The sequence below is a fragment of the Burkholderia sp. ZZQ-2 genome, from assembly GCF_050768715.1.
Classification (GTDB): Bacteria; Pseudomonadota; Gammaproteobacteria; order Burkholderiales; family Burkholderiaceae; genus Burkholderia; species Burkholderia cepacia.
This window is the reverse complement of the sequence record NZ_LDVA01000196.1, coordinates 1-22,990: the sequence shown is the minus strand read 5'-3', so window position 1 is coordinate 22,990 and position 22,990 is coordinate 1. Positions and strand designations below refer to the sequence as shown.

Genomic DNA, 22,990 nt, shown 5'->3' with positions numbered 1-22,990 from the left:
AATTGCGTGCCGTAAACGATATCGATTCGGACGCAGGATGTTCCCATGCCGCGCAGTGTGCCCTTGAACCCGACGACCGCCCGCGCAGCCCGCCTGCCGGACCTCGAGCCGGCCCACGCGTTGCGCCAGCAGCGCTTCACGCCGGCCAAGCTGGCCGTGCTGCTCGACGTGGCCGCGCAAGCCGGCATCGACCCGGTCGCGGTGCTCGACGGTACCGGCCTCACGCCGGCCGCCGTCGCGGACCCGTTCACGCTCACGTCGCCGCTGCAGTTCCTCACGGCCGCGCGCAATGCCATCGGCCGCTACGACGGCTCCGATCTCGGCGTGCGCGTCGGCCACCGGCTGCACGTGTCGAGCTACGGGATGTACGGCTACGCGATGCTGTGCTCGGAATCGCTCGCGCACGCGTTCGAATCGGCCGTCAAATATCACCGGCTCGCGAACGGCATGCTCGCGATCCGCTGGGTCGAACAGGGTGATACCGCGTCGTGGCTGTTTCCCGACCGGCACGAAGTCGCGCTGCCCGATCTCGACGAGCCGCTGTACCGTTTCCTGATCGACATGCAGTTCGCGCTGCACGTGACGATCATCAAGGACGTGATGGGTGCGTGGTGCGTGCCGGCGCGCGCGCAGTTCGCGCAGCCGCAGCCGGCGCACGCGGCGCTGCTGGGCGATGCGCTCGAATGCCCGATCGCGTTCGACCAGCCGCATCACGTGCTCAGCTATCCGGCCGCGTGGCTCGCGCGCGCGCCGCAGCTCGCGAATCCGATTACCGCCGCGCAGGTGTCGTCGCACTGCGCGAGCCTGCTCGACGAATTGCGCAGCCAGGCCGGCGTCACGCGGCGCGTGTACCAGGAACTCACCCGCACGCCCGGACAATTCCCCGATATCGATGCGATCGCGGCGATCCTCTGCATCACGTCGCGCACGCTGCGCCGCAAGCTCGAAGCCGAAGGCACCTCGTACAGCGAACTGCTGGCGAGCGTGCGCAAGGCGCTCGCGATCGACTATCTCAGCACGACCACGCTCAGCACCGAGGACATCGCATCGACGCTCGGCTTCAGCGATGCGGTGGGTTTTCGCCACGCGTTCAAGCGCTGGACCGGCATGACGCCGAGCGACGTGCGGCGCAACAAGCGCGGCGGCTGAGCGCGAGCAGTGACCGCGCTCAGCGCCCGTCGCCGGTCGCGGGCGCGGCCACCGCCAGTGCGAACTCGAACACCGCCCCCCGCCCGGGCCGGTCGACCAGCCGGATACTGCTGCCGTTGAGCGCCAGCATCCGGTGCACGATCAGCAGCCCGAGCCCGCCGCTCGTCACCGCGCCGCCGCTCATCGGCCGCTGCGGCCGCTGGAACAACCCTTCGCGCCGCGCCGCCGGAATCCCTTCCCCGGTATCGGCCACGGTCACGAGCACGCGGTCGCCGCGCGGCTCCAGCGCGACCTCGACCTCGCCATGCGCAGGCGTGTGCCGCAGCGCGTTGTCGAGCAGGTTGGTCAGCACGCGCTCGATCATCCCGAGATCGGCCGACACGACCGGTACCCGCGCCGGAATCCGCGCATGCAGCGCGACGCCGCGCGCCTGCGCGGTCAGCTCGAACTTCTGGAACACGTCCTGCACGAGATCGACGAGCGAGAACGGCTCGCGCTCGGCCTGCACGCCGCCCGATTCGAGGCGTGCGAGCTCGAACAGCGCCTGCGCGAGCCGCCCGACCTTCGCGCTCTGCGCGAGTGCGATCGACAGGTAGCGACGCCGTTCGGTGTCGGCGAGCGTATCGGCCTTCAGTGACAGCGTCTCCAGGTAGCCGTGCAGCGACGTGAGCGGCGTGCGCAGGTCGTGCGAGATGTTCGTGATCAGCTCGCGCCGCTGCTGGTCCTGATGCGTCAGCGCGCGCCACTGGTCGCCGATCCGGTCGGCCATCTGCGCGAACGCGGATTCGAGCACGACGATGTCGTCGCCGCGCCGGCCCGGCCGCGAGCGCGGCACCGGCGGCTGCGTGTCGGGCGTGCCGTTCGCGTCGAAGCGGCGCATCGCGTCCGTGAGCCGGCGCAGCGGGCGCGTGATGAAGCTGAACGCGGTGAGGCCCGCGAGCAGGCCGAGCAGCGCGACGAGCGCCATCGACCACAGCGTCGTGCGCAGCACGTTGCCGGCGTCCACGCGCGCGGCCAGCCGGTCGTGCGCCTCGCCGAGCAGCACCACATAGATGTAGCCCGACGGCGGCTGCCCCGCACGCTGCAGCGGCGCGGCGCTGAAGACCTTGCGTGCGTCGGGGCTGCGCGGGTCGTCGCCGAGGATCGGCAGCGGCTCGCCCGCGATGAAGCGCTGCACGGGGGCGAGATCGACGCGGTCGCGCTTCACGTGGCCGGGCGGCGCATCGTCGCCCTTGATGCGCCCCGCGTTGTCGAGCAGATAGACCTCGACGCTCGGGTTCACGCCCATCAACTGGCCGAACAGCGTGCGCACGGCGTCCGGGCGCAGCCCGTTCGCGTCCATCAGCGGCGCGCTGTGGGTCACGCTGTTGACGATATTGGCGGCGAGGTCACGCGACAGCCCCTGCACGACTTCCTGTTCGCGCATGTCGTTCGCGCGAATCTGCAGCCACGCCGATGCGCCCGAGCACGCGAGCAGCAGCACCGAGAACACGAGCGACAGCCGCTGGGTGAGGGTGAGCTTCATCATCCGTCCCGCTGGCCCGGCGCGGCGAGCTTGTAGCCGCGGCCCCACACGGTGAGGATCCGCACGGGTTCCGCCGGATCGGCCTCGATCTTCGCGCGCAGCCGGTTGATGTGGGTGTTGACCGTGTGTTCGTAGCCTTCGTGCTGGTAACCCCACACGGCATTGAGCAGGTCCATCCGCGAGAACACCTTGCCCGGGTGCCGCGCGAAGAAATACAGCAGGTCGAATTCGCGCGGCGTGAGGTCGATGCGCGCGCCGTCCACGCTCGCTTCGCGCGCGATCGGGTCGATCGCCAGCCCGGCGACGTCGAGCGTACCCGCATCGATCCGCGAATCGCGCGCGAGCGCATCGACGCGGCGCAGCAGCGCCTTCACACGCGCGACGAGTTCGAGCACCGAGAACGGCTTGGCCAGATAGTCGTCGGCGCCGAGCTCGAGGCCGAGGATCCGGTGCACCTCGCTCGAACGCGCGCTCGTGATGATGATCGGCGTGTAGCGCGTCATCGCCCGCGCGCGCCGGCAGATCTCCAGGCCGTCGACGCCCGGCAGCATCAGGTCGAGGATCAGCGCATCCCAGCCGCCCTGCTCGAGCAGGCGCAACCCTTCGGCGCCGTCCGCGCTGTGCACGACCTCGTAGCGCTCGTCGCGCAGGTGCAGGCTGAGCACGTCGGCGATGTCGGCGTCGTCTTCGACGATCAGGATGCGTTTCGGTTGGTCCATGGCGGCGGATGGCGGCACGTCGGTGCCGAGGTCGGGTATCGGTTCGGGCCGGCCCCGGGCCCGGGCCGGCTGGCCGGGTTCCCGGGGAGCGAATCGCGGCAATGCGCCGCTCTGCCGCCATTGTGCAAAATTTTGCGGGAGGGAGGGATCACATTTCGTTTATCTTTGCATCGTGTCCGCCCCTTGAGCCAATGCCGGTATGGCTTTCCAATCCGGCCCCATGAAACGGAACCTGCGCCGTTCCGTCCGGACGCAAGCTGGACACTCGGGCTCGGATCTGTCGAGCGATGGCGGCGCGCCCCGGATTGCCGATCCGAATCCGCGCTGCACGCTGTGTGAGTGGCGCCTCCGACATTCAGTGCCGCCGACCGGCACGCGCGGCGCACGGAACGCGCAGCGGGAGGCCGACAGCAAACGCCTAACCCGGACGGCTACGCGTTTGACGCGTACTCCCGGTTGCGACCGTCGACTCATTCAGCAACACCTTCGCTGCCTCCCACGCCCGTGCGGCGGCACGTGGATCCCCGATCGCACGCGCATCCGCTGTCGCGCCGCTCAGCAACATCACATACACGCCGGCCAGCTGATGTGCGCGGCGACGCGGAATGATCTCGGACAGCAATCGCTCCATGATGGCCAACAGGTCGTCCCGGTAGCGCACCGCGACGTCGGTCACCTTGGGACAGGTCGCGCCGAACTCGGCCAGCGCACGCTCGAACAGGCAGCCCGCAAACTCGGGGCTGCGAAACCAGACGCCGTACCAGTCGAAGATCCCCTTCAGGCGCGCAGTGGCATCCGCCATGGGTTCGAGCTTGGCGGCAATGCTGTCCATGATGAAGGTGTAGCGCTGCTCCAGCACCGCCTTGATCAGATCGTCCTTGCTCGCGAAGTGATGGTAGAGCGTCATGCGAGCCACGTCCGCCTCGGCGATGATCCGGTCGATACCGACCGGATGAAAGCCATGGCGGGAAAACAACTCACCGGCCTTGTCCACCACCTGCTGGCGTTTGCTCGCGCGCATGCATGCTTCTCCTGACTACGGGGCGGCATCTTAGCACCACCGTCAGCACCGATTCTTCAGGTTGCAGGGCAAGCGTGCAGGCTGCCGGTACGACCACGCCTTGCAGGGCGTCAAACACGTGGCCGCCATGCCCCTGCTCGCGGCAGTCTCAGCAAGGCACCCGGCCGCCGTTCATCATGCACCACCGCTGCGTCTCCTGTTGCGGGGCCGCATACGGTAGTCCGGTTCTCGGATCGATGTGATCGTACTGGCCCATCGGGTGTCGAGCCCGCCACGCGGCCTGCTCGGCATACTGCTGTTCGATCGCGGCATGCTCTCGTGCCAGATCCGCCTTCTGCGCATCGTCCAGTTTCTTCGTCATGGCCACGAGCCGTGCGAACTTCGGATCGCGAACATCCTGCAGGGGCGGAAACGGTGGCGTAGGCGGCATGATGAGCACCGGGCCGGTGTATTTCGGTATCGGGAACCGGGATGGCCGGCCGAAGTTCGCCGCCATATCCATCTCCCACATCGCAGCGCCCATTCCAAGCACATGCTCGTAGTCGCGATTGACGACCGCCAGCGTGACCGGCCCCGACGGCGCCGGCAATGGCTGCAGGGCAGGCGGAAGCGTCTGTCGAGCCTCGGGATAGATGGTACGGACATACGTGATTGCAGCGACGGAGTACTGCTGGAGGACCGCCTCGTACGCGTCCAGTATCTGCGCTCGACCATAGCCGCCAGGATTCTCGAACATCGGCTTGTAAGCCAGCACCTTCTGGCTATACAACGCATTCGCATTGCGCTGCTCTGCGGCAAGCTGTTGCTGAGGATCCGTCGGCGCAGACGCCGACAGGGGCGCACACCCCGAAAACACGCTGGCGGCCAGCATTAGCCCGACTGTCGCGCCAAGAGCCGTCCGGCGTCGACGCGGGATGCAGGCGAGCGCCTGGTTGACCAGGGCGAACAAAACGGGAGTTTTCCTGAATGCGCTTGTCTGCATGGCACGGTGTCCGAAAGGCTTGGTCATTTTTGGCCCGGTGCCGATCGCGACTGCGAACGCGATGCGTCGCAGTACAGATTGAATCGGCACCAAGCCCTCATTGGGGTTGAACATCAATCCAGCGCACATCGCACGACGATACCCCGATCGACGAGCGACTTCAGCAACCCCGTGTATGTCGGACATGCCCGGGAAGCATTGAGTGCGAGCACGTCGTCGATTTCCGCGCTGTCATTGCGCACGCATGCGTACTGTCGCGCAGTGGACGGTTGCAGCGAAGCAAACGCGCCGCACACATGCACGAATGCAACAATCTCCTCGAACATTCTCGTATTGATCTCGATGGCGACCATCATGTCGGAGCCATATCCGCATTCCGAATCTACTTTCGCCGCATAGGCCCGCATGTCGTACGCGGGCAACCAGGGCGGATGCAATCCGTCGAGGCTCCGGGCGATTTCATCGATACCGGCTTTCAGCGTCATGGTGGAATTCCTGCCTGTACCGGACTCGGCGTCGCCTCCTGCCGGGTAACAGGTGCCTTTCTTTACGGATCGGGAAGCAAGATATGACGAATGTATACTAGTCGATCTACTTTGACTAGAATCCCGAATGTCGAAGCGGAAACAGCCGATGCATGCGCAACGGCCTCCGCTTTATTGCCTTTGAATATATTTTCCGATCCTGATATTCGGGAAGCGGAAGCGCTTCATAAAAACGTTACCCGGCGACGCATTCCCTCTCGCGATGCCGGCAACAGGCAAACACAAACGCACCGTACCTCGTAGCCCGCTTCCACGACCTCTACGGATTTCTCCGCCATGCCGCGCGCCTCCTTTCCGCCTCGTTTCGCCGCATCGTTCGCATCGAGCTGCCTGTATGGCGCCGGCCTGATGCTCGGCCTCGCGCTCACCGTGCCGGCCGCCGCACAAACGACCGTATCCGCGCCACGCGTCGTGTCCGAGTTGAAGGACATCCGCATGAAGCCGCTCGCGAATCTACCCATGGCTGGTAGCGCCAACGATCGCGGAGACTGCTCGCAACTGGTCATCCAGCCGAAATCGGCGGCGGCCAGGCTGGTGGCAGCGCAAGGCTGGGCCGTCATGTCGGACATGCCGCTGGGACCCTACCGCGCGATCAGCTTCGCGGGCCAGATGGAGGCAGCGACCAGCGGCACCTGCAGCATCACGCAAGGCAACGTGGCCGTGTTCGAGAACGGCAGGCTGATCGCGCTGGCCTATGGCAAATCGGCGGAAGATACCGCCATCGGCAGACTGGCCCCGCTAGAGAGCGGCGCCGTGCGCATCTGGGATGGCGACATCGCCCCCTCGCCCGCCGGCGACCTGCACGTCGACCGCGACGGCACGCTGCGCCTGTCCAGGGTGGCCGACGCAGACGCCGTATGCCAAGGCCGCGCGAAGGTGCCCAACGTCTACAACATGCCGATCGACAAGGCCCGCAAGGCACTGATCGCCAACGGGTGGAATCCGGTGCGAGGCGGCGCCAGCGGAGAGCCGCGGCAGTCCGCCCTGGTCAGGCGCGGCATTGTCGAGACCGAGTCCTGCGCGGGCACCGGGCTCGCCTTTTGCGACTTCGGCTACACGGGCCCTGCCGGCAAGTTGACCTTGACCACCGTAGGCGAAGGCGCCCTCCCGTCCGTCACGGACTACGACGTCAAGTGCCGCTGATCTCCCATCGCCCGCCGCGCTGCCCGGCCGCGCCCTCCATGAATGCGGAGCGCCTCATGCAACGTCTGCACATGCGAACCTCGGCCAACGTCTTGCGCGCGCTGTCCGCTTGCGCGCTGCTGGTCGGCCTGAACGCGTGCGAGCGCGCGACGCCGTCCGTCCGCCCGATGACAGCACCTGCGTCCGCCGCATCCCGGCCTGCCCCCCATGAGCCGGCGATGGCCGCGGATTTGCCGCTGCAGGCGCTGTTGGGCGTGTTCGGCGGAGTGAAGCCGGCAACCTGGCCAGCGTTCGACAGCGTCACCGGCGTGCACTGGGACGACGCCGGGCCGCTCGTCAATCCGGACACGAACGCCCGCGAGGCCACGCGCTACCGTGGCGGCAGCCTGCTGCTCGCGGGTTTTGGCGAGGTGGACGTGCCGGACGGCAAGGTCGGCGAGAGCGCCGGCGTCAAAAAAGACAACGAAGGCCACGTCGGCGTCGTACTCAACGGCAATGCGACCGCCGTCCTGTCGATCGTGCTGCGGAAGTTCTACCCGAACGACGACACGCATGACATTCTGCTGCGCCAGTTCGGCAGAGGTGCCGCGGTCAAGCGCATCGCCGGCAGTTGCGCGCGGGACTACGGCACCACCGCACCCAACACGCAAAAGAACGTGTTCTACCGGGTCAGTATCGCCAACGCGGCCGTACCGGTGTTTGCCGAAACCTACGTCGACGAAGATGGCGGCAAGCACGGCCCCGGGGCAACCACCTTCGTGTTCTACCGCAACAGGCCGGACCAACGTATCACGAGCATGCGGTGCAAGCGCGCCGACGCCTGAGCGAGCGCGCCTCGACATCGCGCCGCTCGCACGCGCCGTGCATGACGACACCTGCCCGCGGCCGCAACGGCAGCCGAAACCGCGAGGCGTCGAGCGCTCGACCGCACACCTGAACTTCTGATCGACTGGGGGACATCGACGTGACGACATCACTACACGGGAAACGCAGCACCATGCGTTCCGCACGCCTGCGCCTGGCCTTCGCCGGGCTGATGCTGGGTCTCGGCTGGCACCACGCCGCGGCTGCGGCCGGTTGCGAGGCCAATTTCAGGCGTGAAGCCGACACCGGCACCGGCACGCGCTTCTCGACCTTCTCCACGGTGCCGGGACTGGACGCACGCAACGCCATCGCGCAACTCAAGCAGATTGCCGCGAGCGACGGCTTCGTGATCGGCGACGAAAATTACACCGGCCCGGCGGGCCAGTTGACCATCCAGCAAAAGCAAAGCGACCGCGCACGCGGCTTCGCCATTACGCTGACGGCCAATCAGGACACGAAAACCATTTCCGTGGCGACGACGTTGCCCCCGGGCATGCAGGCAGCACCCGAAGCCATCCGGGGCGGCATGTGCGGCATGCTCGGCCGCGTCGACATGAGCCGCAACGCAGTGGGCTCAGGCGTGGCCGCCACGGCGCCCGCGTCGTCCAGCGACGCGTTTCTCGGCGCGCCCGCCTTTACCACCTGCACCTATAACTTCCGCCCCGCGCTGGATGGCGTCACGGGCCGCCACTACACCACCTGGTTGCCGATCAAGGCGCTGAACCCGGCCGACGCGGCCTCGCGGCTGACACAAGCCGCCACCGCGGCAAAGCTGAGCGTGACGTCGAACGAACGATACGGCACGCTGACCGACGTCACGATCGTCCAGCCGCTCCCGGAACAGGGAGAGAAGCGCTCGTTCCCGATCCGCTTCATGCTGGAGGAGGCGCTGGGCGTGATCTCCGTGGTCGCACGACTCAACCCGAAGCAGGAGATGGACGACGAAACGCTGCGCAAGGAAATCTGCACGCTCGTCGCGGCCATGACGGCAGCACCACCGGGCGAATCGAAAGCGCCCCCGGCGCTTCCCCGCGAGCGCAAGCTGGAAAGCTGGCACACCGGCATCGACTGGCTGATCAACCGCGCCGTGGTGGCCGGCAAGTCCCTCGTGATCGTGCCCGCGATCAACCTCGACAAAAAATACACCGGCAACGAGGCGATCGACCCAAGGAAATGGGCGTTCCGTACCGACGTGACGGCCACCACCATCTGGCAAAACAAGACCGATGCCCATGACGTGATACGCGTGGGGCCGGACGAACCCTTCACCGAAGTGGGGCTGCACGGCTACGTATCGACCTTCGTGGCGGGCAACGCCCAGTACTTCGTCTACATCGTCAATCCGGGCACGTACACCGTCGCCGGCAACACCTACGAAACGACCTCCGAGGCGATGTCGCAACTCGGCACCCGGCAGAAGCCGGGCAGCTCGCCGCTGGGGCTGATCGCCTTGCTGCCCAAGAAGAACACCGACTTCATCCAGTCGCAGGAATGGTTCAACGCGCAGTATCGTGACCGTGAGGTCACGAATACGTACTGCTCGTCGGTCTTCGTCCAGAGCGGCGGCTGCGCATTCTGGGCGACGGAAAAGAGCACGGTGTCGGAGATGACCGAGCCTGCGGGATGGAAGACCGTCACCCGCGAGAAATCCGTCGACGGGCTGGCAGTCTCGACCAGGCTCAAGCGCGAATTTGCTTCGTTCAGCGTAGCGCCGGGCGAAGCCATCGTGATCGACGGCCTGTACCCTACCCCGCCCAACGCGGACTACGACAAGCAAGCCTGCGAGATCGCCGGCGGCCAGATCCAGTGCGACCTGACGCGCTACACGCTCACGCGCATCGCGGCCGACATGGCGCACGTAAGGGGGCTGGCTTCCGACCCGGGGTTCTACCCGCGCGCCACGCGCATCCTGTCCAACGCCAGGTATCGCCCGCTCAGGCTCCTGGGCAAGCCGGGAGAACTTCGCTCGGTGTACGGCCAGGACTATTCGCTTGGCGTGCGTTAGACGCATGCCCCGAACATCGCGCCGGACATTGCCATGACCGCCAAACCGCCCATTGCCCGCAGCCTGTTCCGCACGTCGGGGGTTGTCGTGGCGGCCTTGAGTTTTTGCTTGCCCTTTGACTGCGTATACGGACAGCTCGCGGACTCGGCCGCGCCGGACCGCGCAGGCGAATCGCCCGTCGAATCCCGGGCGCCGGCGAACCTGAGCACGACGCAGGCGCTACAACGCATGCTGGCGCTGCTTCAGGACAGCAGCCAGGTGACCGACATCACGCCCGAAACGGTACACCGCATCTTTGGCGTGCAGACCAAAGCGATCGACAAGGATCAGTTCGGCTATGGTCAACGCCTGCCGGGCAACTGGGCATTCAGTCTCCAGCGGCTGACGATCGGTGATACCGGTACGCGTGTGGATCTGATGTTCGATCCGATTCCCGGCGCGCCGGCCTCCCCGTTGCCGGCGTGCGATCCCGACTTCGCCCGGTTCACGGAGGCACTGGAGTCCATTGGGTTCAGTCGTCACCCTCACTATGGCGAACACGGCCGGTGGCTCTTCGATGCTTTCGAGCGTCAACGCATGCATGTCTCGGTCTACGCCATCGGCGCACGCTCCGATAACGGCGAGCCACTGGGTCCGGCTTGCGTCAAGGCGGTACTGGTGCAATAGCGCAAGCCGCCTGCCTTTGCGCGGGCACTGAATTGATTCACACGGCAAGCTCGAAAAACGATCGCGCAACGACCTGACCGTTGACGATCAGCTCCACCTCATGCCGGCCCGCATAGTGCCGGCGCGTCGTGAAATCGCGCATCGGGCGACTATGCCGCAGCGTGACGCGCTGCCCGGGTTCGAGCGTCAGCCCCTTCAGCTTGAACACCTTCGGCGACGCGTCGCCATTCTGCTTCACATACGCGATACGGTAATCGACGACGAGCCGCTGCGCGGTCTCGGCCGTCGATTGCAGCTCGCACGCGAGCGTAATCGACTCGCCGAGCACCACCTGCGCGGGCGTCACGCCGAACGGGCCGATTTCCAGACGCGGCGCGCTGTCGGCACCCAGGATCGCGAGCGCTCGCGCATTGCCCTGCTTCACGAGGGTGCGGAGCGCATGACGGACGATCCATCGCGTATGCGGATGGTCGCCGCCCCATCGTTCGGCCCGATCGAGCACCCACGCCGGATACGTCTTCGCCACGTCGTTCAGGTGATTCGCGACCGAGCGGCGCACATAGGCGCTCGGGTCGGAGCGAAGGTTGTCGAGAATCCGCGCGGCCAGCGACGGGTCGGCCTCGATCTCGCGGAGCCGGAACGACCAGGGCAGACGCGGGCGACTTCCCTCGCTCGCCAGCCGGCGCACGGCATCGTCCGCATCGTGCGACCAGGCTTCCATCGTTGCGAGCGCACGCGCCAGGTCGATGCGCAGGAATTCGCGCACCGCGAATTCCGACGTGCCGAACGGCGTGAAGTATTTCAGCGCGTCCATCGAACGGTCGAACGCGTGACGACCGTACTGCCCGACGTAATCGGGCGCGATGAGCGATACGAAACCCCGGCCCAATCGCGGCGCCGCCTCCTGCAACAACGCCAGCACGGCATCGTACCCGCCCGGCAGCGGCCGTGCGCCCGTGTCGATCGCGAGACTGGCGCGCCTGACGCGCTCCATCAACGTCAAGCCGTCGAGGCCTTCGAGCGCCGTGGCTAGAAATGCCGACCGGTCGAAGGCAGGCTCGATCGAATGCAGCGCGTCGGACAGCGCATGGAATTGCCGCTTCCCCAGCGACTCCTTCAACGGGACGGGAACTTGATTGGTTGTCATGACGTGGAGATCCGACGCGCGTCGCGGATCATCGGGTGCGAAAACGCACAGTATCGCCGAAGCCCCTGCCAGATTCTGTCAGCAGACTTTACCTGTCCGGCTTGCGCCGATGCGCGTGCAGCCGGCACGGGCGGATCGCGAACCGCGAGCGGGCGCACGGTATTCATTCATGCGTCGGCTCTCGCCGCGGCTCAGCGGATGGATCGTCACCGAAAAGCCGGTTTCGCAACTGACCGCCGGTGAAGGCGATCGCAATCAGCGACAGATAACCGGCGACGAGCAGATGCCGCCAGCTGTCGAGCGCGGCGCGATGCGCGACCAGCGCCGCATCAGGCGCCGGTACGGCAAGACTTTCCGGCACGATCGCACGGGTCATCTGCACGAAGCCCGCCGCCGACAGCACGGGCAGCAGGACGAGCAAGGCCAGCAGCACGAACCTTGCGCGACGAAAAAACGCATGCCGGCGCAGATGAAACCACAACCCGAGACTGCCGTGCACCCACCCCGGTGCAAGCAGCGCGATCTGCAGCCCCTGCGTGCCGCTCGTGAGGAGCGACACGATGACCCGCTCGTAGTTGGGTTCGAAGCCGTAGAACGAGGTCGCTACGCGGGTCCCGACAACATGGCGGATCAACAGCATGGGCAGGCTGAGTCCCGCCCAGAGACGCAGCCATTCGGCGGGCGGCAGCGACCAGTGCCGGCGGCCGTAAATGGTGCGAATCGCCAGCGCGAAATGCAGGCCGGCCGCGCCGTACAGCACGATCGTTCCGGGCAGGCTTTGCCAGAGCCCGATCGCCAGGTGCAGCCCGCGCTCGGCGATATCGATCGACCAGATGCCGAGCGCGTGATTGACCATGTGAATCGAAATATAGAGCCACAGCAGGATGCCGGACCCGAGCTGCAGCCTCCGCCCGGTCTTGCGCATCAGGTCATGCGCCGACACCGGTCGACCGTCGTCGGGGTCGTGCGTATGCGGTGCGTGACGCAAGGCACGATTGCTCCGTGGCGGGCGCATGCCGCCCTCCCGCAACCACGACGACCGCTGCGCCCCGCTCGCGTTCGGGGCGCCCTCGCGATCGCGCTGCGCCCGGCCCGGCGTGTCCCCGGTCTGCCTCTCCCTGTCGTGCATTGGCGCCTCCTCTCCATGCCTCCAGTGCGTGATCGACATACCGGGAAACAAGCCCGTTTATTCCCGCGATGAGCGACATGCCGCGGAAATGCATCGCGCAGCTTCGGGAATAGGTACCGTGCTCGCCGGGTATACCGTGTGTGAGCGCACGACGGAACGACGACAGCTGCACGTCGGCACCCACCACGTCAGAGAGAGAAACGAGCCGGGTCAAGGAGACCATCATGTCCAACGTTCTGTCCCACTGGATTCTGATCGGCTGCGACGCATACGACGAGTACGTGTTTGTGCCGTGGCTCGATAAATCCGTGTATCTGCGCACGGTCACGCTGCGTCGCGTCTGTCTGCTGTGACGGCAGATGCGCATTTTCGAGCGGAATTCTTCCTGCGCCATGACGTCCGCTCCGAAGCCGCCAGGCGCTCGCTGCCGTGCTGTGCAACTCTCCGTCGACACACTGCGCCACGCGATTGGCGGATGGCAAAACCGCTTGATTTCAGTGTAATATCCGCCGCAGAAGACCATTTGTATTACCAATCCAAATAATGAAAACAGTCCGCCGGATTCAACCTGGCGACTGAAACGGGGAAAGCTTGAACTCGCCATTCAATACCGGAACATCCGGATTCGTCGGGCCGTACGTGCCATACGTGCCGATCCACGTCGGCCGGATCTCTTCTTCTCTATGCCGCCACTTCCCGCGCGGCCGTCCCGAATTCGACTGATATCCCGCGCCGAGCGGCCCGTTCCGCGTCGCGTGCCTTCGTAGCACACGGCCGATACGCCGCCATCCCGCGATTCGGACATACGTGCGCTTGCTCGCACGGCGCCTTCACGTCGATCGTTCAAAAGAAGAGGATTACTGAATCATGACTGCGTGTACCCACTGCGGCACCGATCTGCCCGTCGGGCTCAAGTTCTGCAAGCAATGCGGAACACCGGTGGCGGCCACTCGTAACGAAGCGGCCGGCGCACCATGCCGGAGCTGCCATGCCGTTCTGACGCCAGGCCAGCGTTTCTGCAACAAGTGCGGGACGCCCGTCGCATCCGCGAATGACAATGGCGCAATCGAAATCGACGTGCCTGCTCCACCGGCCGAGTCCGCACCGCAACCCGCATACGCAGCCGCGGAATCGGCTCACGCGCCTGTGCACGACATCGGCGTCGAATCACCGGCGGCGAACACCACCCCGAACGATACCCCGCACGTCGCGAACATCGCCGATGCGGAATCGGGTCGCGCGAGCGCACCGCTGCCATCGCATGGCGCCGCGGCAACCGCCACGCCCAACGCAGCGGCAGACCATCGCGGCGATACGGTAGCTGCGTCGCATGTCTCGCCCGTCGTCACCGACGGGCAGTCCGGGCCTGCGGGCGCATCGGCAAGCACCGAAGCGGCGCTCGCAGACGACGACATGATCGCCGTCGAAACGGTTGCCGAACCTCGCGACGTACCGGACACCGATACCGCGCCGGCGCCGGATACAGAACCCATACGTCCGGTATCCGGCGTGGTGTCCCGGCCGATCGCACAGCCCGCGACTACGAACGACGATACGTCGGCAAAACTCAAGATCATTGCGGCGGGCGTCGCGGTCGCGGTCGCCTGCGCGGGCGGCGCATTCTGGTGGCACGGCCGCCAGGCGAGCGCCCCCGCAACGCCCGAGCCGGTCGCCGCATCCACGGTGCCGGCCGTCCCGGCCAACGCCGCGTCGGACATCACCGGAGCGGGTACCGTCATCGCCAGCGCGGTCGTTGCGACGACGCCGGCCGACACACCGGCGTCCGCGCCGATCGATACGGCCGCCGCCGCAGCCACAACCTCGCCCGCGTCGGGCCCGGCCGTCGTCACGAATGTCGCGACGCCTTCGGTGCCCGCGACGCCGCCCGCGTCGAACACGCCGCCTGCATCGGCGAACGCGCAACAGACGTCGCCGTTCGCGAAACTGCAGGACGACGCACCCGCACCACCCGCACCCGCCGCCGTTGCGGAAGCATCGCGCAACAAGCCGCGCCCTGCACCGCCCGTGCACCCGTCCACGGCGGCCAACTCCGCATCGCCCGCCGTCGACGGCCTGCTGAAACGCGCGCAGGGCGACCTGTCGCGCGGCCAGTACGACAAGGCCATCGCGACAGCGGAAAGCGTCCTTGCGATCGAGCCCGGCAACCGTCCGGCGAAGACGCTCATCGGCAAGGCGAAGGCGCGGCAGATGGATGCACTGCGCAACAACAGCACACTTGAATGAAGCGCCGGAGAACACCGACATGACAATCCAGAAAACCCTCGCCGCGGCCTGCGCGGTCACCTTGCTCGCCAGCGGCTGCGCCACCCAGAACGGCGCCGGCGGGATCTCGTCCGAATCCGTGCTGCGCTGTACCGCACTCGGCGCCGGCGGCGCGCTGGTCGGCGCGCTGATCGGCGGCACCAAGGGCGCGATCGGCGGCGCGGTGGCCGGACTCGCCGCGTGCGCGGTGATCGAAGTGGCGACACGGCAGACGAAGACGGCAGCCGAAGTCGACCGCGATTACCGCGCAAGCAACCGCAACAACCTGCCGCCCTACGCGAAGATCGACGCATACAACACGGTCGTGACGCCGCGCTCCGCCGTCAAGGCTGGCGAGCCGATCAGGCTGGCCTCGCAGATTCGCGCGGTGTCCGGCACGAACGAGCCCGTCCAGGAGGTCAAGGAAGTCGTGACCGTCTATGCACCGTCGGGCGAACAGTTCAAGCGCGGCGAGAAGGTCGTCAACGCGACGCCGGGCAGCGGCGAATTCGACAACAGCTTCACGCTGAAACTGCCGTCGGGCGCACCGCAAGGCACGTATACGCTGAAAAGCCAGGTCTACCTGAACGGCAAGCCGGGCTCGGTCCGGCAGTCGAGCATCCAGCTCGCGCAGGTCGACGGCGTCACCGTCGTCGCGCTGCTCGACGCCCCCGCCGCACACTGACCCGCCCGCACCTGCAAGGAGATTCAACGATGTCAACGCTCGATCACGCCCCCGTGTCGGGGAAGTTCGGACTACTGCGCGCCGCCGAGGCCGTCACGAACTGGCGCGCACTCGCGATGTGCGCTTTCGCGCTCGTCGCCAGCATGCTGATGGGCATGCTCACGATCCAGGTACTCGGTCACAGCCCCGTGCTCGGCCTGCTGTTCGTCATCGCGACCTGCGCGATCTCGCTGATCGGCTATTCCGCGGTCGGCATCGTGCTGATGCGCGATGCCCAGGGCGAGCCGGTCGGATTCGCCGACGCGCTGCTGCAGGCGACGTTCACCGTCCACCGCCTGATCGGGGTCGGCGTGCTGCTCGCCGTCGGCTGGGTGCTGTTCCTGCTCGCGCTGCTGATCGTGTTCCTGGTCTGCAAGATCCCGGGCCTCGGCCCGCTGCTCTATGCGATCGCGTATCCGCTCGCGGCGATCGTCGCGGGCGCGATCTTCGCCGGCATGTGGTACGTCGGCTATCCGCTGGCCGCGCCCGCCATCTGGCAAGGCAACTCGACGCTGCAGACCGCCGCACGCCTGTTGCAGATCGGCCGCCGCCAGCTGCTCGGCGTGATCGTCAGGATGTTCGGGCTGCTGCTGCTCGTCGGCGTCCTGTCCGCGGTCGTACTCGGGATTCTCGGCACGGGCGCCGCGATCGCCTCGTCGATCTCGGCGGCCACCGGCACCAGCCCGCTGGGCGGCCTGATGAGCACGCTCGGCGGCCTGGGCGGCTTCGGCCGTCATGCCAGCGCGTACGGCCTCGGCGCGGACGCGGCGGAAGGCGGATTCGACTACCGCAGCATGGCCTATCTGGGCGCGTACGGCTTCGGCAACGGCCTGCTGGTCGCGATCGGCCTCGTGATCCCGTTCCTGACGTTCGTCAACGGCACGTGCCTCATCTATCTGCAGACGGTCAGCGGTGTCGATTTCTCCGCGACCGAAGAGAAACTGAGCCAGCACGTCGCGGACGCGAAACGCCACGCCGAACAGGCACGCGAGCGCGCCGCCGATCACCTCGCAAAAGCACGCGCGTCACACGCCGCCGGTGCGGCCGGAGCGGCTTCGCTGCCGGCGTCGGATACGGCATCGCCCGCCACGGACGAAGCCACGGCGTGTGCGCAGTGTCACAAGCCGATGGCCGCCGACGACCTGTTCTGCGGCGAATGCGGCGCACGCCGTCACGCGTGACGGCTGCATGATCGCGCCAGCGCCTGCTGTCGATCGGCAGGCGCCGGCCGGTTCAGCCGCGCGAGCCTCCCCGGCTCGTCCACGCCGTCACCACGCGGCAAACACGTCCTGCGCGATCCCGAAGCCCGTGCTCATCCCGGCGCCGCTCGTCACGACGACGACACGCGTGCCGTCGTCCGGCGCTTCGATCACGCAATCGGCATCGGGCGCCGACGGATAGCTGCCGGTCCAGCGCTCGACCACATCCAGCTCCGGCACATCGAGCGTCTCGTGCAGCAGGCGCAGGATCTGCGCATCGATCTCCTGCGTTGCGAACGGCAGCGGTGCGGCGCCGTATTCATGCGAATCGCCCACCACGAGACTGCCGTCGGCGCTCTGCACCGCGATCAGGTGGATGCCGTACCCGACGCACACGGGCTCCTCCGCGTTCAGGCGCGCACGCAACGCGCCGGCGGCCGGCAGCGCCGCGAAACCCGCGTAACGCAGCAGGCTCAGGTCGCTCATCACCGCGGCGCGCAGCGCCAGCGGGCGGCGCGGCCGCACGCGCAGCATCTGCAACTGGCACAGGCGGACCTCGTGCCGCGCGAACCAGTCGCCGTACAGGTGACGGCTGTCCGCGTTGCCGCAGACGATCACGCGCTCCGCGTGCAGCACGCCGCGCGACGTCCGTACCGTCGGCGTGCGCACCTCGTGCACCATCTCGCCGTAGCGGAACCGCACGCTGAAGCGTTCGGCCAGCCATGACGCCAGCAACCCGATCGCGGTACGCGGCTCGATGCGCAGTTCATGCGGGCTGTGCAGGACGCCCTGCGCGCCGTGCAGCCGCAGCTCGGGCGCCACGGCCGCCGCTTCGCCGGGCGTCATGACCCGGCAGCCGTCGGCCATGCCGGTCTGCATGAACGCATCGATCAGGTACATCGCCTCGGGGCGACGCGCAATCAGGTGCAGGCCCTGGTGAAGCACATCGATGCCGGCTTGCGGCGCCACGTCCGCCCAGACCTCGCGGCTCGCCCGCGCCCGCCGCCAGCTGTGCCCGGCGTGCTGCCCGGTGACCGTGACGAAACCGAAATTGCGGATCGACGCGCCCACGCATGCGGCGTCGCGTTCGATCACGCAGACGCGCAGCCCCTCGAGCGCCGCCGTATAGGCATGGGCAAGGCCGACGATGCCCGCGCCGACGACGATCACGTCGTAAGCATCCGCCGCTGCGATGGCGTTCACGATGGCACGCTCCTTCTGTCGAGATGTGATGCACCGCCCGTTCGGAGCGGGCGTGTCGGTTGCAGTGCGCCGCGTCCCGCGGGTAGATCCCCGGGACTGGCGCGCGATCCCGCACTATCGCGACGCGAGATGACATCCGCGTGAAAAGCCACAAAACGGCATGTTTTGGCAAATTTTGCCATTGCACGACGCCGTGGAGAATCGCATCGATCCGTTGGTGCGCGGCATTCGCACATGCCGTAGCCGGCGCGTGGCGCAACGTGACCGGCGCGACAGGACAGCGCGATGCCGAGGTCAGTACAGCAGAAATGCCGCACGTTCGCGCGCGAACGCAACGCTCTGCGTCTCGACCACCCGTTCGATATCGCCGAGCGGCCGCCCCGCATCCAGCATGTCTGCCACTTCGCGCGAGCCGATCGACGCGCGGATTGCATCGATCCGGAATTGCACCGGATATCGCCGACGCAACGCCAGCGCGAGCGCCAGCCCGATTTCACCCGGCCACGTCGCGCCGGGCCGCCGTTGGATGTGCACGCCTTCGCACAACCTGCCGCGATACGGCCCCTCCGTCGGTACGAACCGGACCGGCGTGAACGTCGCAGCCAGCCCCGTCGCGCGAAGATCGCCGGCGAGCACGCGCCCGTCGATCCACGGCGCGCCGACCACGCCGAACGGCGTCGCGGTTCCGCGCCCCACGCTGAGTGCCGCCCCCTCGATGAGCCCCGTCTCCGGATAGAGCGACACGGCGGCGCCATCCCGCAAATTCGGCGACGGCGGCACCCAGCCGAGCCCGGTGTCGTCGAAACGCATCGCGCGCGCGTAGTTCGCCATCGGCACCACGGTGAGCGCCGCGCCGATATGCAGGCGCGCATTGAAGAGCCGCGCGAGCTCGCCGAGCGTCATGCCGGGCTGCAGCGGCAACGGGAAATAACCGGTGAACGTCGCCGGCTCGGCATCGGCCACGGGGCCGCCGACCACGTCGGCGCCCAGCGGGTCGGGGCGATCGAGCACGAGCACCGGGCGGTGCGCGGCGGCCGCTGCCTCCAGCGCGTAGCCGAGCGTGGCCAGATACGTGAAGAAGCGCACGCCTGCATCCTGCAGGTCGATCACCAGCACGTCGACGTCGGCGAGCCACTCGGGCGCGATCCTGCGCCGGTCCCCGTAGAGGCTGTGAACGGTCACGCCGGTCGCGGCGTCGGTCGTGTCGCCGAACGTTTCGTCGACATCCGTGCCGAGCCCGTGCTCGGGCGCGAACAGCGCGACGAGCCGCGCGCCCGGCACCCGCGCGAGCAGGTCGGCCGAACGCCGGCCGAACCGGTCGAATCCGCTCCTGTTGGTCAGGAATGCGATTCGCTTGCCGGCCACGGCGGCGAAGCCGCTTGCCGCGAGCACGTCGATGCCGGCCAGCACCGGCCCGCGCGAAACCGGCAACCGGCCGGCCTGCGCGACGGCCGCAGCCATCGTCGGCACGCGTGTCGCGATCTGCAATGACGTCACCGGCGCGGCCGCGCTCGATACGAGGCCGACCACGAGCGCGCGCAGCGGCATCGCGGTGCCGGTTTCGTCGGGATACAGCCGGCTCGTCAGCACGATCGCGAAACGGCGCGTCACGGGATCGATCCACAGCGCCGTGCCCGTATAGCCGAGATGCTCCAGCGCACCGGCCGGCGGCAACCGATAGCGGTTCGCCACGAGCGGCGGCCCGACCCGCCAGCCGGGCGTATGCCAGTCGCCTTCGGCGTCGAGCGTGGCCGGCGTCTCGAGCGCGGCGACACTGCCGTCGCCGAGCACGCGTGTCTCGCCGAGCGTGCCGCCGTTCAGGAGCATGCGCGCGAAGCGCGCCAGATCGCCGGCACTCGAGAACAACCCCGCATTGCCCGCGACACCGCCCATCGCCGCCGCGACGGGATCGTGCACGCGCCCCCTGAGCAACCGCCCGTCGCGAACGAGCGTCGGCGCGACGCGTGCCCGTATCGCCGTGCCCGGCCTGAAGGTGGTATCGGCCATGCCGAGCGGCGCGAACACGTGACCCGCACACCATGTGTCGAGCGGCTGCCCCGACAAGCGCGCGACGATCTCGCCGAGCGCCACGTAGTTGACGTCGCTGTAGCGCACACGGGTGCCGGGAGGCTCCGCGGGCATCATCGCGACGATGTCGGCCAGCACGGCCGCACGGCTGCGCAGTGCGCGCGACGACGACACGCCGGCCGGCAGCCCCGACACGTGCGCGAGCAGCTGACGGATCGTGATCGTGTCCTTGCCGTGCGCCGCGAATGCGGGCCAGTAGCGCGCGGCCGGTGCGTCGAGGCCCAGCAGGCCGCGCTCCGCGAGCTGGAAGATCGCGACCGCCGTCGCCACGGGCTTGGTCAGCGACGCGAGATCGAAGACGGTATCGGCCGTCATCGCCTCCGCGTGCTCACCCGTCACCCGCAAGCCGCGCGCCACGCGCACCTGCACGCCGTCCGCGTCGCCGGTCACGACGACCGCGCCGGCAAGATGGCCGTCGGCGATTTCAGCCGCGATCGCCGCATCGATCGCGGCCGCCTGGCGTTGCGGCGCCGTCGCCGGTGCCGCGTCGCGCACCGCACGAGCGCCGGCCGGCGCCAGTGCGAACAGCAGCGCACCGGTCAGCGCGGCAGCGCAGCGGGATCGTAACGATTGCGCGGATTCCACAGCATCCATCCGTCCGTGCCGGCCGCGTCCGCGGCGTCGACCTGCGCGCGGATGTCCGCCGCGTCGAACGCGCGCCGGTCGAACGCATAGTCGCGAAATGCCTGCAGCCACGGCCGGAACCGCACGCCGTCGAGCCCCGTGCGGCGCATCGCTTCCGCGAGCGACCGCCCGACGATCTCGCCGGGGTGATCGGTCGGCTTGCGGCAGCCCGGCAGCCCCCACGTGAAGCCCGACGGATACAGCATCGGCGAAATGTAATCGACCAACCCGCCCAGTGAGCCGAGCCGCTGCCCGATCTGCGTGTCGTCGGCATTCCAGCACACGTAGCCGAAGATATCGGCCGACAGGTAGCGGTTGTAAGGCCGCAACCGTGCGCGCGCGCCCTCCAGGAATCCGGTGATCGCGGCCACGCGGTTCGCCTCGGTGTTGGGTTCGTGGAACCGCAGGCCGCTCGCATCCGGAAAGCGCAGATAGTCGAACTGGATCTCGTCGAAACCCATCCGCGCGGCCTCCTCGGCCACATCGAAGTTGTGTTCCCACGCGGCGCGCACGGTCGGATCGATCCAGCGCAGATGCTCGCGATCACGCCAGATTCCGCCGGCCGCGTCGCGCACCGCCCAGTCGGGATGGGCGGCCGCGAGCGGATCGTCCTTGAATACGACGATGCGCGCGATCAGGTAGAGCCCGCGCAGGTGGAATGCGCGGATCAGCGCCGGCAGGTCCGCGACGCGCGGGCCCGGCTCGCCGCTCGCCGCGCCGATCGCTTCGCGTGCGTCGCTGCGATACGGCGTCATCCCGCGATCGCCCTTCACGTCGATCACGAACGCGTTGACGGCCGTGCGGCCCGGGAGCGCGAGCGCCGCGTCGCGCAGCGTGCGATCCGCGACACCGTAGACCGACAGGTAGACGGCCTTCGGACGGAACGGGACGAGCCGCACCGTGCGTGCCGTCTCGCCGGCGGCGAGCACGACCTCCGCGCGTGCATAGCCGGGCGCGGTCACGCTGAGCGTCACGTCGCCCGCCGGCGCGGCAAACATGCCGGCGGCCGATGCAACCAGGCTGCTGCCCGACGCATAACCGAGCGCACCCGACACCGGCCGGCCGCTGCCGGCATCGACGACCGTCACCGGGACGGTTCCGGCCCGGGCGGCGACACACGCGAGCGCCAGCAGCATGCCCGCCAGCACGCGGCCGAGCGTCGCTGCGCCCTGCCACCCGCCTCGAAACGGCTCATGCCGGTGCCGCCCGGCACGCGGCCAATGGACGATTGCACGATTCTTCAAAGCACACCTCGCGACGCGAATTCCTGCGGATATTGTTGCGAATCCGCCGCCACGCCGCGTGAGGCAGATCAACGGCACGCGCTGCGCCGCCGCCCGAAACGCGTCGATCGCAATGCGCGTCTAGGGCGTGCCTGCGCCCGGACAACCGCTGCAAAGCCGCATCACATCGCGCCGGTCCGGGTTCCGCCAGTAGAACCGCATATCGACGGCGCCGTGCGCCGGCACGACGACGTGACGGACTTCCTGAACGGCCCGATCGCGCGCCGATACCGTATATCGCCCCGGCGGTACGCGCGCGAACAGGAACGGGCCGGCCGTGTGCGCGTCGAGGATCGTCGACTTGCCGGACGCCAACGTGACGTCGATGTCGGACAGGTAATGACCGGCCTTCGTCGCGAACGTGATCCGCAGGTTGTAACGCGGCGCAGCGGCGCGAAACGCCGCGACTTCCTCCTCGCCGACGCCGCCCGTGATGTATACGGCACCGTTCCGCACGATCGGCTCGGGCAGCGCTTGAGCCGGCACGCTCGCGGCGGCGGCCATCAAACAGGTCGACAGCAGTAGCGACCCGACGATTCCAGTCCGCATTTCGTTCTCCCGATTCAGGCACGCGGGTGGCGATGCGGCTCGTTCGTCCGGGCGCGTCACGGCCGGCGTGCCGCGACGTGACGCATTCGCATCGTTGACGAAGCCAGCGTCGCGCGGAACGTCGATTTCCGGTTGACGCAGGTCAAGTGCCCCCGACCGGCCC

21 protein-coding genes and 1 pseudogene are annotated in these 22,990 nt (G+C 67.8%); 10 read left to right on the top strand and 12 right to left on the bottom strand.

Annotated elements, in window-relative coordinates; genetic code table 11:
* Nucleotides 1-45: 45 nt before the first annotated feature.
* Nucleotides 46-1,149 carry an AraC family transcriptional regulator gene (locus tag ABY44_RS13345; protein WP_059696744.1) on the top strand — a complete coding sequence of 368 codons (1,104 nt, stop codon included), beginning with the start codon at nt 46-48 and terminating at the stop codon, nt 1,147-1,149.
* Nucleotides 1,150-1,168: 19 nt separating this feature from the next.
* Here ABY44_RS13345 and ABY44_RS13340 read toward each other — a convergent pair whose 3' ends face one another.
* The 5 genes from ABY44_RS13340 to ABY44_RS13320 form a co-directional block, all read right to left on the bottom strand.
* Entirely contained in the window at nt 1,169-2,674 is a 1,506-nt protein-coding gene (locus ABY44_RS13340; protein WP_027792332.1) for a sensor histidine kinase, read from the bottom strand.
* The gene (locus ABY44_RS13335; protein WP_021162521.1) at nt 2,674-3,393 is read right to left on the bottom strand and encodes a response regulator transcription factor; all 720 of its coding nucleotides are present in this window, start codon (nt 3,391-3,393) and stop codon (nt 2,674-2,676) included. Before ABY44_RS13335 ends, ABY44_RS13340 begins: the two co-directional genes overlap by 1 nt.
* Nucleotides 3,394-3,811: 418 nt before the next feature.
* Complete coding sequence (locus ABY44_RS13330) at nt 3,812-4,414, bottom strand: TetR/AcrR family transcriptional regulator (RefSeq protein WP_059696745.1); 603 nt, start codon at nt 4,412-4,414, stop codon at nt 3,812-3,814.
* Nucleotides 4,415-4,562: 148 nt separating this feature from the next.
* Nucleotides 4,563-5,510 (bottom strand): hypothetical protein, encoded by a 948-nt coding sequence (locus ABY44_RS13325; protein WP_230948846.1) that lies wholly within the window; start codon nt 5,508-5,510, stop codon nt 4,563-4,565.
* Nucleotides 5,510-5,881 carry a hypothetical protein gene (locus tag ABY44_RS13320; protein ID WP_060172821.1) on the bottom strand — a complete coding sequence of 124 codons (372 nt, stop codon included), beginning with the start codon at nt 5,879-5,881 and terminating at the stop codon, nt 5,510-5,512. Before ABY44_RS13320 ends, ABY44_RS13325 begins: the two co-directional genes overlap by 1 nt.
* Nucleotides 5,882-6,217: 336 nt before the next feature.
* Here ABY44_RS13320 and ABY44_RS13315 point away from each other — a divergent pair, with 336 nt between their 5' ends.
* The 4 genes from ABY44_RS13315 (at nt 6,218) to ABY44_RS13300 (ending at nt 10,619) form a co-directional block, all read left to right on the top strand.
* Nucleotides 6,218-7,084 carry a PASTA domain-containing protein gene (locus tag ABY44_RS13315; protein ID WP_155637916.1) on the top strand — a complete coding sequence of 289 codons (867 nt, stop codon included), beginning with the start codon at nt 6,218-6,220 and terminating at the stop codon, nt 7,082-7,084.
* Nucleotides 7,085-7,140: 56 nt separating this feature from the next.
* Complete coding sequence (locus ABY44_RS13310) at nt 7,141-7,908, top strand: hypothetical protein (RefSeq protein WP_431641282.1); 768 nt, start codon at nt 7,141-7,143, stop codon at nt 7,906-7,908.
* Nucleotides 7,909-8,081: 173 nt separating this feature from the next.
* A complete protein-coding gene (locus tag ABY44_RS13305) occupies nt 8,082-9,953 on the top strand; it encodes a hypothetical protein (protein ID WP_059696753.1) in 1,872 nt (623 codons plus the stop codon).
* Nucleotides 9,954-9,986: 33 nt separating this feature from the next.
* The gene (locus ABY44_RS13300; RefSeq protein WP_060172818.1) at nt 9,987-10,619 is read left to right on the top strand and encodes a hypothetical protein; all 633 of its coding nucleotides are present in this window, start codon (nt 9,987-9,989) and stop codon (nt 10,617-10,619) included.
* Nucleotides 10,620-10,656: 37 nt separating this feature from the next.
* Here ABY44_RS13300 and ABY44_RS13295 read toward each other — a convergent pair whose 3' ends face one another.
* Nucleotides 10,657-11,766: a DNA alkylation repair protein gene (locus ABY44_RS13295; RefSeq protein ID WP_060172817.1), complete on the bottom strand. Its 1,110-nt coding sequence runs from the start codon at nt 11,764-11,766 to the stop codon at nt 10,657-10,659.
* A gap of 163 nt (nt 11,767-11,929) precedes the next feature.
* Nucleotides 11,930-12,895, bottom strand: coding sequence for a hypothetical protein (locus tag ABY44_RS13290; RefSeq protein WP_414143096.1), 966 nt, complete (start codon nt 12,893-12,895; stop codon nt 11,930-11,932).
* 224 nt (nt 12,896-13,119) lie between these two features.
* On the opposite strand from ABY44_RS13290, the gene ABY44_RS13285 reads away from it, so the two are divergent.
* Both ABY44_RS13285 and ABY44_RS13280 read left to right on the top strand, forming a co-directional pair.
* On the top strand, nt 13,120-13,248 hold the full coding sequence (locus ABY44_RS13285; protein ID WP_021162513.1) for a hypothetical protein: 129 nt from the start codon (nt 13,120-13,122) through the stop codon (nt 13,246-13,248).
* A 514-nt stretch (nt 13,249-13,762) separates the two neighbouring features.
* Nucleotides 13,763-13,915: pseudogene (locus tag ABY44_RS13280) on the top strand (double zinc ribbon domain-containing protein); the annotation flags it as partial.
* A gap of 116 nt (nt 13,916-14,031) precedes the next feature.
* Here ABY44_RS13280 and ABY44_RS13275 read toward each other — a convergent pair.
* A complete protein-coding gene (locus tag ABY44_RS13275; RefSeq protein WP_230948845.1) occupies nt 14,032-14,793 on the bottom strand; it encodes a hypothetical protein in 762 nt (253 codons plus the stop codon).
* Between ABY44_RS13275 and ABY44_RS13270 the strand changes: the two genes are divergently transcribed.
* From ABY44_RS13270 to ABY44_RS13260, 3 genes are read left to right on the top strand one after another with little or no spacing between them, the layout of a single operon-like run.
* Nucleotides 14,765-15,139, top strand: coding sequence for a hypothetical protein (locus ABY44_RS13270; RefSeq protein ID WP_230948843.1), 375 nt, complete (start codon nt 14,765-14,767; stop codon nt 15,137-15,139). The genes ABY44_RS13275 and ABY44_RS13270 overlap by 29 nt on opposite strands.
* Before the next feature lie 19 nt (nt 15,140-15,158).
* A complete protein-coding gene (locus tag ABY44_RS13265) occupies nt 15,159-15,842 on the top strand; it encodes a hypothetical protein (protein ID WP_224051807.1) in 684 nt (227 codons plus the stop codon).
* A 29-nt stretch (nt 15,843-15,871) separates the two neighbouring features.
* On the top strand, nt 15,872-17,062 hold the full coding sequence (locus tag ABY44_RS13260; RefSeq protein WP_060172815.1) for a zinc ribbon domain-containing protein: 1,191 nt from the start codon (nt 15,872-15,874) through the stop codon (nt 17,060-17,062).
* A gap of 87 nt (nt 17,063-17,149) precedes the next feature.
* Here the strand turns inward: ABY44_RS13260 and ABY44_RS13255 are convergent, their stop codons facing one another.
* The 4 genes from ABY44_RS13255 to ABY44_RS13240 form a co-directional block, all read right to left on the bottom strand.
* Entirely contained in the window at nt 17,150-18,283 is a 1,134-nt protein-coding gene (locus tag ABY44_RS13255) for a TIGR03364 family FAD-dependent oxidoreductase (protein ID WP_230948841.1), read from the bottom strand.
* A 294-nt stretch (nt 18,284-18,577) separates the two neighbouring features.
* Nucleotides 18,578-20,965: an exo-beta-N-acetylmuramidase NamZ domain-containing protein gene (locus ABY44_RS13250; protein ID WP_196488022.1), complete on the bottom strand. Its 2,388-nt coding sequence runs from the start codon at nt 20,963-20,965 to the stop codon at nt 18,578-18,580.
* Nucleotides 20,911-22,131, bottom strand: a complete 1,221-nt coding sequence (locus tag ABY44_RS13245; protein ID WP_060172883.1) for a putative glycoside hydrolase — start codon at nt 22,129-22,131, stop codon at nt 20,911-20,913. Before ABY44_RS13245 ends, ABY44_RS13250 begins: the two co-directional genes overlap by 55 nt.
* A gap of 228 nt (nt 22,132-22,359) precedes the next feature.
* Nucleotides 22,360-22,827 (bottom strand): hypothetical protein, encoded by a 468-nt coding sequence (locus ABY44_RS13240; protein ID WP_060082641.1) that lies wholly within the window; start codon nt 22,825-22,827, stop codon nt 22,360-22,362.
* Nucleotides 22,828-22,990: the final 163 nt, after the last annotated feature.

What these genes read in the sequence shown, in the direction of transcription:
- ABY44_RS13320 (WP_060172821.1), bottom strand. Translation starts at nt 5,881, where the DNA reads ATGACGCTGAAAGCCGGTATCGATGAAATCGCCCGGAGCCTCGACGGA.
- ABY44_RS13260 (WP_060172815.1), top strand. Translation starts at nt 15,872, where the DNA reads ATGTCAACGCTCGATCACGCCCCCGTGTCGGGGAAGTTCGGACTACTG.
- ABY44_RS13315 (WP_155637916.1), top strand. Translation starts at nt 6,218, where the DNA reads ATGCCGCGCGCCTCCTTTCCGCCTCGTTTCGCCGCATCGTTCGCATCG.
- ABY44_RS13245 (WP_060172883.1), bottom strand. Translation starts at nt 22,131, where the DNA reads ATGCTGCTGGCGCTCGCGTGTGTCGCCGCCCGGGCCGGAACCGTCCCG.
- ABY44_RS13345 (WP_059696744.1), top strand. Translation starts at nt 46, where the DNA reads ATGCCGCGCAGTGTGCCCTTGAACCCGACGACCGCCCGCGCAGCCCGC.
- ABY44_RS13340 (WP_027792332.1), bottom strand. Translation starts at nt 2,674, where the DNA reads ATGAAGCTCACCCTCACCCAGCGGCTGTCGCTCGTGTTCTCGGTGCTG.
- ABY44_RS13305 (WP_059696753.1), top strand. Translation starts at nt 8,082, where the DNA reads ATGCGTTCCGCACGCCTGCGCCTGGCCTTCGCCGGGCTGATGCTGGGT.
- ABY44_RS13295 (WP_060172817.1), bottom strand. Translation starts at nt 11,766, where the DNA reads ATGACAACCAATCAAGTTCCCGTCCCGTTGAAGGAGTCGCTGGGGAAG.
- ABY44_RS13250 (WP_196488022.1), bottom strand. Translation starts at nt 20,965, where the DNA reads ATGGATGCTGTGGAATCCGCGCAATCGTTACGATCCCGCTGCGCTGCC.
- ABY44_RS13310 (WP_431641282.1), top strand. Translation starts at nt 7,141, where the DNA reads ATGCAACGTCTGCACATGCGAACCTCGGCCAACGTCTTGCGCGCGCTG.
- ABY44_RS13285 (WP_021162513.1), top strand. Translation starts at nt 13,120, where the DNA reads ATGTCCAACGTTCTGTCCCACTGGATTCTGATCGGCTGCGACGCATAC.
- ABY44_RS13290 (WP_414143096.1), bottom strand. Translation starts at nt 12,895, where the DNA reads ATGCACGACAGGGAGAGGCAGACCGGGGACACGCCGGGCCGGGCGCAG.
- ABY44_RS13265 (WP_224051807.1), top strand. Translation starts at nt 15,159, where the DNA reads ATGACAATCCAGAAAACCCTCGCCGCGGCCTGCGCGGTCACCTTGCTC.
- ABY44_RS13325 (WP_230948846.1), bottom strand. Translation starts at nt 5,510, where the DNA reads ATGTTCAACCCCAATGAGGGCTTGGTGCCGATTCAATCTGTACTGCGA.
- ABY44_RS13335 (WP_021162521.1), bottom strand. Translation starts at nt 3,393, where the DNA reads ATGGACCAACCGAAACGCATCCTGATCGTCGAAGACGACGCCGACATC.
- ABY44_RS13300 (WP_060172818.1), top strand. Translation starts at nt 9,987, where the DNA reads ATGACCGCCAAACCGCCCATTGCCCGCAGCCTGTTCCGCACGTCGGGG.
- ABY44_RS13240 (WP_060082641.1), bottom strand. Translation starts at nt 22,827, where the DNA reads ATGCGGACTGGAATCGTCGGGTCGCTACTGCTGTCGACCTGTTTGATG.
- ABY44_RS13330 (WP_059696745.1), bottom strand. Translation starts at nt 4,414, where the DNA reads ATGCGCGCGAGCAAACGCCAGCAGGTGGTGGACAAGGCCGGTGAGTTG.